Origin of the sequence: Komagataeibacter sp. FNDCR2, from assembly GCF_021295395.1 — a bacterium.
Taxonomy (GTDB): domain Bacteria; phylum Pseudomonadota; class Alphaproteobacteria; order Acetobacterales; family Acetobacteraceae; genus Komagataeibacter.
The window spans coordinates 1-13,258 of the sequence record NZ_JAIWOU010000001.1; the positions used below are offsets into that span (position 1 = coordinate 1).

General features: G+C 65.2%; 11 protein-coding genes. 10 read left to right on the forward strand and 1 reads right to left on the reverse strand.

Annotation, left to right across the window (positions count from 1 at the left end; genetic code table 11):
- The 4 genes from dnaA to gyrB all read left to right on the forward strand — a co-directional run bounded on the left by dnaA (nt 1) and on the right by gyrB (nt 6,387).
- Nucleotides 1–1,455, forward strand: coding sequence for a chromosomal replication initiator protein DnaA (gene dnaA, locus LDL28_RS00005; RefSeq protein WP_233056631.1), 1,455 nt, complete (start codon nt 1–3; stop codon nt 1,453–1,455).
- A gap of 101 nt (nt 1,456–1,556) precedes the next feature.
- Nucleotides 1,557–2,681, forward strand: coding sequence for a DNA polymerase III subunit beta (gene dnaN, locus LDL28_RS00010; RefSeq protein ID WP_233056632.1), 1,125 nt, complete (start codon nt 1,557–1,559; stop codon nt 2,679–2,681).
- Nucleotides 2,682–2,703: 22 nt separating this feature from the next.
- Nucleotides 2,704–3,828, forward strand: coding sequence for a DNA replication/repair protein RecF (gene recF, locus LDL28_RS00015; protein ID WP_233056633.1), 1,125 nt, complete (start codon nt 2,704–2,706; stop codon nt 3,826–3,828).
- A 12-nt stretch (nt 3,829–3,840) separates the two neighbouring features.
- On the forward strand, nt 3,841–6,387 hold the full coding sequence (gene gyrB, locus LDL28_RS00020; protein WP_233056634.1) for a DNA topoisomerase (ATP-hydrolyzing) subunit B: 2,547 nt from the start codon (nt 3,841–3,843) through the stop codon (nt 6,385–6,387).
- A 4-nt stretch (nt 6,388–6,391) separates the two neighbouring features.
- Here the strand turns inward: gyrB and LDL28_RS00025 are convergent, their stop codons facing one another.
- On the reverse strand, nt 6,392–7,069 hold the full coding sequence (locus LDL28_RS00025; RefSeq protein ID WP_233056635.1) for an HAD hydrolase-like protein: 678 nt from the start codon (nt 7,067–7,069) through the stop codon (nt 6,392–6,394).
- 117 nt (nt 7,070–7,186) lie between these two features.
- Between LDL28_RS00025 and glmU the strand changes: the two genes are divergently transcribed.
- The 6 genes from glmU to LDL28_RS00055 all read left to right on the forward strand — a co-directional run bounded on the left by glmU (nt 7,187) and on the right by LDL28_RS00055 (nt 13,071).
- Complete coding sequence (glmU, locus tag LDL28_RS00030) at nt 7,187–8,554, forward strand: bifunctional UDP-N-acetylglucosamine diphosphorylase/glucosamine-1-phosphate N-acetyltransferase GlmU (protein ID WP_233056636.1); 1,368 nt, start codon at nt 7,187–7,189, stop codon at nt 8,552–8,554.
- Nucleotides 8,554–10,377 (forward strand): glutamine--fructose-6-phosphate transaminase (isomerizing), encoded by a 1,824-nt coding sequence (gene glmS, locus LDL28_RS00035; RefSeq protein ID WP_233056637.1) that lies wholly within the window; start codon nt 8,554–8,556, stop codon nt 10,375–10,377. The genes glmU and glmS overlap by 1 nt, the downstream gene beginning before the upstream one ends.
- A gap of 66 nt (nt 10,378–10,443) precedes the next feature.
- Nucleotides 10,444–11,439, forward strand: a complete 996-nt coding sequence (thiO, locus tag LDL28_RS00040; protein WP_233056638.1) for a glycine oxidase ThiO — start codon at nt 10,444–10,446, stop codon at nt 11,437–11,439.
- Between the two features lie 24 nt (nt 11,440–11,463).
- On the forward strand, nt 11,464–11,664 hold the full coding sequence (gene thiS / locus LDL28_RS00045) for a sulfur carrier protein ThiS (protein ID WP_233056639.1): 201 nt from the start codon (nt 11,464–11,466) through the stop codon (nt 11,662–11,664).
- Nucleotides 11,665–11,668: 4 nt separating this feature from the next.
- A complete protein-coding gene (locus tag LDL28_RS00050) occupies nt 11,669–12,439 on the forward strand; it encodes a thiazole synthase (protein ID WP_233056640.1) in 771 nt (256 codons plus the stop codon).
- The gene (locus tag LDL28_RS00055; RefSeq protein ID WP_233056641.1) at nt 12,436–13,071 is read left to right on the forward strand and encodes a thiamine phosphate synthase; all 636 of its coding nucleotides are present in this window, start codon (nt 12,436–12,438) and stop codon (nt 13,069–13,071) included. Before LDL28_RS00050 ends, LDL28_RS00055 begins: the two co-directional genes overlap by 4 nt.
- Nucleotides 13,072–13,258 lie beyond the last annotated feature (187 nt).

Sequence of the window (13,258 nt, forward strand, 5' to 3'; positions counted from 1 at the left end):
ATGACGGGCGGACTGGAAGGCTATGACGCGGTTGCGGAAGCCAACGCACAGAAAAGCGTGCTCGCCATTCATTGGTCGCGCATCTGCCAGCGGCTGAAGGCGGAAGTGGGTGAGGTCGAATACCGCACCTGGCTGCGCCAGATCACGGTCGGCCCGGTGGAGGAAGACGAAATCACCCTCTATCTGCCCACCCGCTTCCTGCGCGACTGGGTGCGTGGGCAGTATGGCGACCGGCTGGGTACGCTGTGGAACGCGGAAGTGCCCGGCATCCGCCGTGTCGAGTTGCAGGTCGCCCGCGCGGACGCCGCCCCGGCCGCGCCGGAAGGGGATGAAACGCCCGTGCCGCTCCCGCCCGTGGCGCGTGAAAAGGCGGCGGCCGTACCAGCCGCGCCAGTAGTGGATGAGCCACGGCAGGCGGAAGTGCGCACCGACCTGGCGGCGCCGCTGGATCCGCGCTTTACGTTCGATACCTTTGTGGTGGGCAAGCCGAACGAGTTCGCCTATGCCTGCGCCCGCCGTGTGGCCGAACGCCCGTCCAGTCCCGGTTTCAACCCGCTGTTCCTGTATGGTGGGGTGGGGCTGGGCAAGACGCACCTCATGCATGCGATCGGGGCCGAACTGCTACGCGAAGGGCGGGTCTCGGTGGCCTATATGTCGGCCGAGAAGTTCATGTACCGCTTCATCGCGGCCATCCGCTCTCAGTCCACCATGGAGTTCAAGGAACAGTTGCGCTCCGTCGATGTGCTGATGATCGACGACCTGCAGTTCCTGATCGGCAAGGACAATACGCAGGAAGAATTCTTCCACACCTTCAACGCGCTGGTCGATGCCGGGCGGCAGATCGTGGTGTCCGCCGACAAGTCGCCTTCCGACCTGTCGGGGCTGGAGGACAGGCTGCGCACGCGGCTGGGCTGCGGCATGGTGGCGGACATCCATGCCACCACGTTCGAGCTGCGCATTTCCATTCTGGAGGCCAAGGCCACGGCGTCCGGCGTGGTGGTTCCCGCCAAGGTGCTGGAATTCCTGGCGCACAAGATCACGTCGAACGTGCGTGAGCTGGAGGGCGCGCTGAACCGGCTGATCGCGCACGCCAACCTGTTTGGCCGCCCCGTCACGCTGGAAGCCACGCAGGATGTGCTGCATGACATCCTTAAGGCGCATGACCGGCGCGTCACCATCGAGGAAATCCAGCGCAAGGTGGCCGAGCACTGGAACATCCGCCTGACCGATATGTCCTCGGCCCGCAGGGCGCGGGCGGTGGCGCGGCCCCGGCAGGTGGCGATGTATCTGGCCAAGCAGTTGACCAGCCGTTCCCTGCCCGAGATCGGGCGCAAGTTCGGCAACCGTGACCATACCACCGTCATGCACGCCGTCTCGCGCGTGACGGAGCTCATGGAGCAGGATCCCGCCTTTGCCGAGGACGTGGAACTCCTGCGCCGCATGCTGGAAAGCTGAGCGGCATTTCCCGCGCGGGCCTCTTTACCGTTATCGTCCCCGCCTGCTAGATGTGTCAGCCCTGCGGCTAAATGCGGTGGGGCATGGAGGATATCGTACCAATGAAGTTGAAGGCTGACCGCGTAACGCTGCTCAAGGCCCTGGCCCATATCCAGAGCGTTGCCGAGAAGCGCAATACCATTCCCATTCTGGCCAATGTGCTGATCAAGGTGGTCGATGGCGCGACGACGCTGACGGCGACCGACATGGAAATCGCGGTTGTCGAGAGCGTGGTGGCCGAGGCCCTGCGCGATGGCGCGGTCACGGCCCCGGCCGCGGTCCTGTATGAAATCGTGCGCAAGCTGCCCGATGGGGCGGAGGTCGAACTGGACCACGCGGGCGGCGACGCCCCGCTGGGCCTGCGGGCGGGACGGTTCGCCACCAGCCTGAATGTGCTGGACGTGGACGATTTCCCGTCCATGATGGCGGGAAGCCTGCCGCATGAATTCCGCATTCCCGCGCCGACCCTGCGCGGGCTGATCGACCGGACGCGCTTTGCCATCTCCACCGAGGAGACGCGCTACTACCTCAATGGTATTTTCCTGCATGTGGCCGAAGGGGATGCCGGCGCGGTGCTGCGCGCGGTGGCGACCGACGGCCACCGCCTTGCCCGTGTGGAGACCGAACTGCCCGCAGGCAGTTCGGGCATGCCGGGCGTGATCGTGCCGCGCAAGACCGTGGCCGAACTGCGCAAGCTGCTGGAGGAAGGGGCGGAACAGGTCGATGTTTCCCTGTCCGATACCCGTATCCAGTTTTCGATCGGCAACATCACGCTGACATCGAAGCTGATCGACGGCACCTTCCCCGAATATGAGCGGGTGATCCCGCACGGGAACGACAAGGTGCTGCGCGTGAACAAGAAGATTTTCTCCGATGCGGTCTCGCGCGTCGCCGCCATCAGCCAGGAGCGTTCGCGCCCGGTCAAGCTGAGCATGTCGCGCAACCTGCTTACCCTTTCCGCCGCCAGTCAGGATCAGGGCACCGCGACGGAGGAACTGGACGAAAACAACGTGTCCTACGATTCCAGCCCCATCGAGATCGGCTTTCAGGCCCGTTACCTGAACGACATTACCGATCAGGTGGAAAAGGAAGTGGAATTCGTCTTTTCCGACAGTTCGGCGCCGACCATCGTGCGTGATGTGGATAGCCCTTCCGCCCTGTACGTGCTGATGCCGATGCGCGTGTAAGGGCACGCGGTCACCCGGTTGCATGGCGGCCATAACGCGGCTGGTGCTTACGGATTTCCGTAATTACCAACACCTGTCATGGCGGCCGGAGCAGCCGGTTACGGTCATTACCGGGCCGAATGGCAGCGGCAAGACCAACCTGCTGGAAGCGGTTTCCATGCTGGTGCCGGGGCGGGGGCTGCGCGGCGCGCGCATGGATGAACTCCCCCGGCACGGCACCACCCTGTGGGGGGTTGCGGCACAGGTGGCCGGGATGGGGGGGGATGAAGCCCTGTCCGTAAAACTCGCCACCGGCGCCAACCCCGTGCGGCCCGAGCGGCGGGTGTTTCATGTCGATGGGCAGGCCCTGCGCAACAGGGATGCCATTTCCGAATATTTTTCCGCCGTATGGCTGACCCCGCAGATGGACCGCCTGTTTCAGGAGGGGCCGGGCGCGCGTCGCCGCTTCCTGGACCGGCTGGTGCTGGCCCTTGAGCCCGGCCATGCCCGTGAACTGGCGGCGCATGACCGCGCCATGATCCAGCGCAACCGGCTGCTGGCCCAGCGCGGGGCCGATACCGACTGGCTGGCCGCGCTGGAGCGGACCATGGCGCGCCACGCGGTTGCCGCCGTGGCGGCAAGGGTGGATATGCTTGCCCGCCTCAATGCCGATGAACAGGCCATGCATGATGGGTTTCCCGCGGCCCATCTGGAACTGGACTGCGTGATCGCGGCCCGGTTGCATGACCAGCCCGCCCTGGCGGTGGAAGACTGGCTGGTGGAGCGGATGGCCCATGCCCGCAGCCTTGACCGCCAGCGGGGCGGCAGCCGGTTTGGCGCGCACCGGACCGATCTGCGCATGGCGGACCGGCTGACGGGCCGTGCCGCCAGCCAGTCCAGTACGGGGCAGCAGAAGGCGCTGCTGCTGGGTATCGTGCTGTCCCACGCGCGCACGCTCGCGGCCTGTCGGGGGCAGGCGCCGATGCTGCTGCTTGATGAACCGCTGGTGCATCTGGACAATACCCGGCGCGGCGCGCTTTTCCGGGCTCTCGGGCAGATGGGAACGGGGGTGATGCTGACCGGAACGGATAAAGAACAGTTCGCGCCGCTGCAGGCCCACGCCGAATTTGTAACGCCGGGTCAGGGTAATCTTTCCGCTGACGCATGATTTCGGTGGGGAATGCTGGTTACGCCGGGCGGTTCGGGCTATAATGCGTTCTGTTATTTTGTTGTTATGCGCTGTGGAGCATCTGCCGGCATGTCCGATCAATCCAGTCCCGATCAGAAACACGATGTCGCGGTCGAGGCGGGCGCTGTCCCCCCGGCAGACTACGATGCGGCATCCATCTCGGTTCTGCGGGGGCTGGACGCGGTACGCAAGCGCCCCGGCATGTATATCGGTGATACCGATGATGGATCGGGCCTGCACCACATGGCCTTCGAAATCATTGATAACGCGGTGGATGAAGCACAGGCCGGTTTCGCCACCTGCTGCACCGTCACGCTGAACGGGGATGGCAGCGTCAGCGTGCGTGACGACGGGCGCGGCATCCCGACCGACATGCACCATGAAGAAGGGGTCAGCGCGGCCGAGGTGGTGCTGACCAAGCTGCACGCGGGCGGCAAGTTCAACCAGAATTCCTACAAGGTGTCGGGCGGCCTGCACGGCGTGGGGGCCGCCGTGGTCAACGCCCTGTCCGAATGGATGGAGGTGCGGATCTGGCGCGATGGCAAGGAGCATGTCATCCGCTTTCGCGGCGGTGAACGTGACGAGGCGCTGCGCGTGGTGGGCGAAAGCGCCGAGCCGCGCGGCACGCAGGTTACCTTCAAGCCCAGCGCCGAGACCTTCGCCAAGGTCGAATTCGAGTTCCCGATTCTGGAGCGCCGCCTGCGCGAACTGGCCTTCCTCAATTCCGGGCTCAAGATCATCCTGCGTGATGAACGCCATACCCCGGTGCGGGAGGAGAATTTCTTTTACGAAGGCGGCCTGTGCGCCTTTGTGGAATGGCTGGACCAGGGCAAGAACCCGATTGTGGAGCCCCCCATCACCGGCAGCCTCCAGAACGAGGAAAACGGCATCAAGGTCGAATTCGCACTGACATGGAACGACAGCTTCCATGAGACCATGCTCTGTTTCACCAATAATATTCCCCAGCGTGATGGTGGATCGCATCTGGCCGGTTTCCGTCAGGCCCTGACCCGTGTGGTGGGCCGCTATGCCGAGGCCAATGCCGCCAAGAAGGACAGCCACGCCCTGAATGGCGAGGACATGCGCGAAGGGCTGACCGCCGTCCTGTCGGTCAAGGTGCCGGACCCCAAATTCTCGTCCCAGACCAAGGACAAGCTGGTCTCGTCCGAAGTGCAGCCCGTGGTCCACGCGGCGGCGGCGGACATGATCGCCCACTGGTTCGAAACCCACCCCAAGGAAGCCCGCCTGATCGTGGCGAAGGTGATGGACGCCGCCGCCGCGCGCGAAGCCGCCCGCCGCGCGCGCGAACTGACCCGGCGCAAGGGGGTGCTGGATATTTCCTCGCTGCCCGGCAAGCTGGCCGACTGCCAGGAACGCGATCCGTCCCGCTCCGAACTGTTCATCGTCGAGGGTGACTCGGCCGGTGGCACAGCCAAGCAGGGGCGTGACCGGCGCTTCCAGGCCATTCTGCCGCTCAAGGGCAAGATCCTCAATGTCGAGCGCGCCCGCTTCGACCGCATGCTGGGATCGGCTGAAATCGGCACGCTGATCACGGCGCTGGGCACCGGCATTGGCCGGGGGGATGTGGAGCATGGCGGCTTCTCGATCGAGAAGCTGCGCTACCACCGCATTGTCATCATGACCGATGCCGACGTGGATGGCTCGCACATCCGTACCCTGTTGCTGACCTTCTTCTTCCGCCAGATGCCCGAACTGATCGAGAAGGGGTACCTCTACATCGCCCAGCCGCCGCTTTATCGCGCCAAGCGCGGGAATGACGAACGCTACCTGAAGGATGACGCGGCACTCGAATCCTATCTGCTGGACAAGGCACTGGCCAACGCCACGCTGCGCTTTGCCGATGAGCGCGCGCTTGATGGCGCGCCCATGCGGACGGAGGTGATGTTCATCCGCGATGTGGCGCGCGCGCTGTCGCGGCTTTCGGCCCGGGTGCCGGTATGGGTTCTGGAACAGGCGGCGATTGCGGGCGTATTGCGTTCGGACCTGAATGCCGTGCCGGAACGGATCGTGGACCTTCAGGCCCGGCTTGACGCCGTATCCCCTCCGGCCGAGCGGGGATGGAAGGTGGCCGTAAGTGAAAGCGGGCTGGAAATGGCGCGCAGCGTGCGCGGCGTGGGGGAGGTTTACCGCCTTGAATCCCTCGCCCTGCGCAGCGCGGAGGTGCGCTGGCTGGCCGAACGCCATGAGCGGCTCGTGGCCGATTTCGGCAGGCCGGTGGAACTGCTGCTCGATGGCAATGCCCAGTCCTTTAACGGACCGGCCTCGCTATATGAACGGATTCTGGCGCAGGGCCGCAAGGGCCTGTCCATCAACCGGTTCAAGGGGCTGGGTGAGATGAATGACGAGCAGTTGTGGGAAACCACGCTCGACCCCGCCATGCGCACCCTGTTGCAGGTCAAGGTGGGCGATGTGGAAAACGCGGCCCAGGTCTTCTCCACCCTTATGGGGGATGTGGTTGAACCGCGCCGCGACTTTATTGTGGGTAATGCGCTTAAGGTCGCCAATCTGGACGTCTGATGTTTCAGGCGGGCACGAGTTCGCCCGCCAGATACGCGATGTCGGAAATGGAATCGGCCCCGACCGTGGCGCCCGCTTCCATTTCCGGCCGGCCATAGCCCCAGCGGGCAAAAATGGCCGGGACATGCGCGCCGTCAGCCGTGGCCATGTCATTATGGTGGTCGCCTGTCATGAACGCGTGCTTCGGGTTTCCCCGCGCCAGTTCTATGGTGCCCAGCAGGTGGCGCGGGTCAGGCTTGCGCACGCTGAAACTGTCCCCACCGCCCACGGCCACGAACCAGTGTTCCAGATCCAGCACCCTGAGGATATGCCGTGCGGCGGCCACCGGCTTGTTGGTGCATACGGCCATGTGCCAGCCCGACGCGCGCAGGCTTTCCAGCATCCCGACCGTGCCGGGAAACGGGCGGGACAGGTCGGTGGAATGCGGCGTGTAATCGGCCATGTAGCGCGTGGTGGCCTCGGCGCGGTCAATCCCGGCGGCGGGCGCGCCCGCATGGGCAAGCAGGCGGCTGACAAGGGCGCTCACGCCATCGCCGATCATGGGGCGGACCTGTTCGGAGTCTATGGGGGGCAGGCCGTAATGCGACAGGAGCCTGTTGGCGCAGGCGGCAAGATCGGGAAGACTGTCGATAAGGGTGCCGTCCATGTCGAATACGGCCAGACGGGGTAGGGAAGCGGGCATCCACGGGCTCCTTCGGGTGTTGGATTATAAAGTAGCAATCGGAAATTCTAAGTGATGGTAGCGCGCGTGCATAAGGGTTTGACAGGGCCATCTGGTGGGGAGTACGCGCACAATGCGATGAATACCCAGACAGATCCCGCACCATCTTCGGCTGCGTTGCCCATGTCGACCGCCGTCATCCTGGCCGCTGGCCGGGGCACGCGCATGAAATCGGAACGGCCCAAGGTCATGCACCCGCTGGCCGGGCAGCCCATGCTGCGCTACCTGCTTGATAACGCGGCGCAGGTCTTTGACCGGATCGTGGTGGTCGTCGGTCCCGGCATGGACGATGTGGCGGCCCTTGCCGCGCCCCACGGGGTGGTGATCCAGCATGAACGCCTTGGTACGGGCCATGCGGCACGGCAGGCGGCGGCGGAGTTCGGGACGGGCGATGTCGCGGTGCTGTATGGTGATAATCCGCTGATCACACCGGGCACGATGCGCGCGCTGCTGGCGCAGCGGCGGTGTGATGATACGGGGCTGGCGCTGCTGGCCATGGAACCGGCCGACCCGGCGCGCTATGGCCGTGTCGTAACACAGGACGGGCAGGTAACGCGCATTGTCGAGTGGGCGGACGCCACGGCGCGGGAGCGGGACATCGGGCTGTGCAACGCCGGTGTGCTATGCGCCGATGCCGCGGATTTCCGGCGCTGGCTGTCCGAAATCGACAATACGAACGCACAGGGCGAATATTATCTGGGGGATGTCGTGGCCCGCGCCGTGGCCGAAGGGCGGAGCGTGCGGGCCGTCGTCGCACCCGAGGACGAACTGCGCGGCATCAATTCCCGCACCGAGCTGGCCATGGCGGAAGCCTGCGTGCAGGCCCGCCTGCGTCAGGCGGCCATGGCGGGTGGGACGACCCTCATTGCCCCCGATACCGTGTTCCTGTGCGCCGATACCCGGCTGGAGCCCGATACGGTGGTACACCCCCATGTCGTGTTCGGGCCGGGCGTGCATGTCAGGCGGGGGGCGGAAATCCACGCCTTTTCCCATGTTGAGGGCGCTGTTGTCGGCCCTGACGCCCGGATCGGTCCCTATGCCCGCCTGCGCCCCGGCAGCGATGTGGGGGAGGGCGCGCGCGTGGGCAATTTCGTGGAACTCAAGGCCACGACACTCGGCGCGGGGGCCAAGGCCAGTCACCTGACCTATCTGGGCGATACATCGGTGGGGTGTAACGCCAATATCGGCGCGGGCACCATCACCTGCAATTACGACGGGGTGTTCAAGCACAGGACCGAAATCGGGGCCGACAGTTTCATTGGCTCTGATTCCGTTCTGGTCGCCCCCGTGCGGGTGGGCACGGGCGCGATTACCGCCGCCGGTAGCGTCATTACGCACGATGTACCCGATGGCGCCATGGCCTTTGGCCGGGCGCGCCAGTCCAACAGGGCGGACTATGCCCTGTCATTTCGCGAGCGGCTGACGAACAGGAAGGAACAGGGCTGATGTGTGGCATTGTAGGGGTTGTGGGCGGCAATCAGGCCACACCGGTCATTCTGGACGCCCTGCGGCGGCTGGAATATCGCGGCTACGATTCCGCCGGGATCGCCACGCTGGAACACGGACAGGTCGAACGGCGGCGCGCGGCGGGCAAGCTGGATCACCTGGCCACCCTGCTGGCGCGGATGCCGCTGCCCGGCGTGACCGGCATCGGCCACACGCGCTGGGCCACCCATGGCGCCCCCACGGAAAACAACGCCCACCCGCACGGGACGGAGCGGGTCTCGGTTGTCCATAACGGCATTATCGAGAATTTCGAGGCGCTGCGTCAGGAGCTTGAAGAAGCGGGGCAGGTGTTTTCCACCGAAACGGATAGCGAGACCATAGCCCAGCTTGTCGATTATCACCTCCAGCGTGGCCTTTCCCCGCGTGAGGCGGCGCATGCCTGCCTCAAACGGCTGGAAGGGGCCTATGCGCTCGCCATGATCTTCGCCGGGCATGACGGCATGGTGATCGGCGCGCGCCACGGCGCGCCGCTGGTGGTGGGCTTTGGCGATAACGAGATGTTTCTGGGCTCGGACAGCCTGGCGCTTGCCCCGCTGACCCGCCGCATCGCCTATCTGGATGATGGCGACTGGAGTGTCATCACCGCCGCCGGGGCCGAGTTCTTTGACATGGCGGGCAACCCGGTCGAACGCCCGGTCAAGGTCACCGCCCTGATCGCGGCCTCGGTCGGCAAGGATGGCTACCGCCATTACATGGAAAAGGAACTGCATGAACACCCGGTGGTGATCGGGCAGACGTTGCAGCGCCTGATCGACCCCGCCACCCGCCGCGTGGTGATGCCCGACCTGCCATTCGATCTCGCGACCGTGCCGCGTGCCGTCATTACCGCCTGCGGCTCCGCCTTCTACGCGGGCATGATCGGGCGCTACTGGATCGAGCAGTATGGCCGGCTTCCGGTCGATATCGACGTGGCGAGCGAGATGCGCTACCGCAACCCGCCCCTGGCGCAGGGTGGTTTGGGGCTGCTGATTTCCCAGTCGGGTGAAACGGCGGATACGCTGGCGGCCCTGCGTGGCATGCGCATGGCGGGGCAGCACATCGTCTCCGTGCTCAATGTGGAACAGAGCACCATGGCGCGTGAAAGCGACGCCGTGCTGGGCACCGTGGCCGGTCCCGAAATCTCGGTGGCCAGTACCAAGGCCTTCACCGCCCAGCTTTCGGTTCTGGCGTGCCTGACCATCGCCCTTGGCCGGGCGCGTGGCCTGCTGGATGCCCGGCAGGAGGAACAGATGGTGACAAGCCTGCTCGACCTGCCCAGCAAGGCGACGGAAGTGTTCGAACGCCATGACGAGATCCGCCGCATGGCTGCTATCGTGGCGCAGGCGCGCGATGTTCTCTATCTGGGGCGCGGCGCGATGTTTCCCGTCGCCCTTGAAGGCGCGCTGAAGCTGAAGGAAATTACCTATATCCACGCGGAAGCCTATGCCGCAGGGGAAATGAAGCATGGCCCGATTTCCCTGATCGACAGCACGGTGCCGGTCGTGGCGACCGTGCCGTCGGGGCCGTTGTTTGAAAAAACCCTGTCCAACCTGCAGGAAGCCCGGGCGCGTGGCGGCCGGCTGCTGGTATTTACGGATATGGAAGGCGCGCCGCGCCTGCGTGACATCGCGGAATGCGTGGTCGCGATTCCCACGGTGGATGAATTCGTGGCCCCGATCCTGCAGACCATCCCGGTGCAGATCCTGGCCTATGAGGTCGCGTTGCTGAAGGGCACGGATGTGGACCAGCCACGCAACCTCGCCAAGTCCGTGACTGTTGAATAGACACGGGCGCGGAACCGGCACAAACATCGCTCGTAAACATGATAATAAACAGGGGGTACGGCGCAGATGGAAGCACAAACGGCATTTTCCGGCGGGACGGGTCCATCTGTCCTTGTGCGGGGGGCGGGCGTTTCCGGCCTGACCGCCGCCGTCACCCTGGCGGAGCGCGGGGCGCGGGTTCATGTGCATGAATCCGGGCCACGGATCGGATCGGGCGCGTCGTGGCAGGCAGGCGGCATGCTTGCCCCGTGGTGCGAGGCGGAATCCGCCCCCAGGGAAGTGACCGCGCAGTCCCTTGCCTCGCTCGACTGGTGGGACGCGCATGTGCCCGGCGTGGTGCGCAATGGCACGCTTGTGCTCGCCCCCGCGCGCGATGTGGGGGAAGTGGCGCGCTTCGGGCGGCGTACCTCGCATTTTTCCACGATAGGCGAGGCCGAGGTGGCCGATCTCGAACCCGACCTGGCCGACCGCTTTTCCCGCGCGCTGTTTTTTGCCGGAGAAGGCCATGTGGACCCGCGCGATGCCCTGCGCGCACTCGCGACCCGGCTTGTGGATCTTGGTGGCCAGATCGCACTGGATGTCCCTGTTGACGCGGCGACGGGTGGCTATGACTGGGTGGTGGACTGCACCGGTATCGCCGCGCGCGACCAGGTAGCGGATATGCGTGGTGTCCGGGGCGAGATGCTGCTGCTGCGCTGCCCCGATGTGACGCTGCACCGTCCGGTGCGGATGCTGCATCCGCGCATTCCCATCTATATCGTGCCGCGTGCCGACCATGTTTACATGGTGGGGGCGACGATGATCGAAAGTGAGAACGCAGGCCCGATGACGCTGCGGTCGATGGTGGAGATGCTGGGCGCGGTCTATGCCCTGCATCCGGCCTTTGGCGAGGCCGAGATCCTGGAAACCGGCACCGGCCTGCGCCCGTCCTATCCCGACAACATGCCCGCCGTCAGGCGGGAGGGACGCCATATCCACATCAACGGCATGTATCGGCACGGCTTCCTGCTTTCACCCGTCCGTGCCGCCGACGCGGCCGATATCGTGTTCGGTAATGCCTAAATTCCTCCCGCAAAGGAGATGACCATGCAGATTCTGGTGAATGACCAGCACCATGACGTGATCGCCCCCACCCTGGCGGCGCTGCTCGAGGAACTGGGCTATGACGGCACCGCCCGTCTGGCCACCGCGATGGATGGCAGTTTTGTCGCCGCTGCGAAGCGTGCCGCCGTGTCCCTGCATGAAGGCGCGCGGGTCGAAATTCTGGCTCCCATGCAGGGAGGGTGAGGCCATGACCCTTTTTTATGGCACCGAGCTTTCATCGCGCCTCATGCTGGGCACGGCGCAGTACCCTTCACCGGAAATCCTGATGGATGCCGTGCGCCGGGCGGGCGCGGGGGTGGTGACCGTATCGCTGCGGCGTGAGGCGGCGGGTTCGCGCGCGGGGCATACGTTCTGGGAGATGATTCGCGCGCTGGGCGTGCCGGTGCTGCCCAACACGGCGGGCTGCCATACGGCGCGGGAAGCCGTGACCACCGCGCAGATGGCGCGCGAAGTATTCGGCACCGACTGGATCAAGCTGGAGGTGATTGGCGAATCCGATACGCTCCAGCCCGACATGTTCGCGCTGGTCGATGCCGCCCGCATCCTGGTCGAGGACGGATTCAAGGTCTTTCCCTACATGACCGAGGATCTGGTGGGCGCCGAGCGTCTGCTGCGCGCGGGGTGTGAGGTGCTCATGCCCTGGGGCGCGCCCATCGGTTCGGGCAAGGGGCTGAACAACCTGTTTGGCCTGCGCGCCCTGCGCGCGCATTTTCCTGATGTGCCGATGGTGGTCGATGCGGGCATCGGCGTGCCGTCCCATGCCGCGCAGGCCATGGAACTGGGCTATGACGCGGTGCTGATCAATACGGCGGTGGCCAAGGCCGGGGACCCGGCGGAAATGGCCCGGGCCTTCGCCATGGCGGTGGAGGCGGGGCGCATGGCCTACCTGGCCGACCCCATGGAAATGCGCGACATGGCCGTGCCGTCCACGCCGGTCATCGGGCAGGCGGTGTTATGAGTTTCACACTTCCCTCACGCATCTATCCGGTGGTGGACGCGGCGCGGTGGGTCGCCCGTCTTGGCCCGGCGGGCGCGCGCCTGATCCAGTTGCGCCTGAAGGACATGGCGGCGGACGACCTGCGCCGTGAAATCCGCGCGGGCGTTCACCATGCCCGCCAGCATGGAGTCAACCTGGTCATCAATGACCACTGGCGCATCGCGATCGAGGAGGGCGGGGATTTCATCCATCTGGGGCAGGAGGATCTGGACACGGCCGATCTGTCCGCCATCCGGGCGGCGGGGCTGCGCCTGGGTATCAGCACCCATAGCGAGGCGGAGCTTGACCGCGCCCTGTCCGTTGCGCCGGATTACGTGGCGCTGGGACCGATCTGGCCGACGATGCTTAAAAAAATGCCGTGGGGGCCGCAGGGGACGGAGCGGCTGACGGTATGGAAGCGGCGCGTCGGTTCCATACCGCTGGTGGCCATTGGCGGCATAACGCTGGCGCGCGCACCGGAATGCATCACCGCCGGGGCGGACTGTGTATCCGCCGTGTCGGCCTTCATTCGCATGCCTGACCCCGAAGAGCAGGTAAAGGCATGGCTTGCCGCGACGGATCAGGCGGCCGCCCTGCAAAATCAGGACTTATGAGACAAGATATATGTGTTGTTAATGCAACGCGTGTGTGGCTTTATTGATACTTGATGCAACGGCGCGGGCGGAACGGCTTTAATCCGTTGGAGCCAGTGCCGTAAACCAGAATTATGGCGGCGCCGTAACAGGAAGGACATAATCTGTTCATGGTCGGCTGTTAGACCGGGCCTGCAGGCATGATACG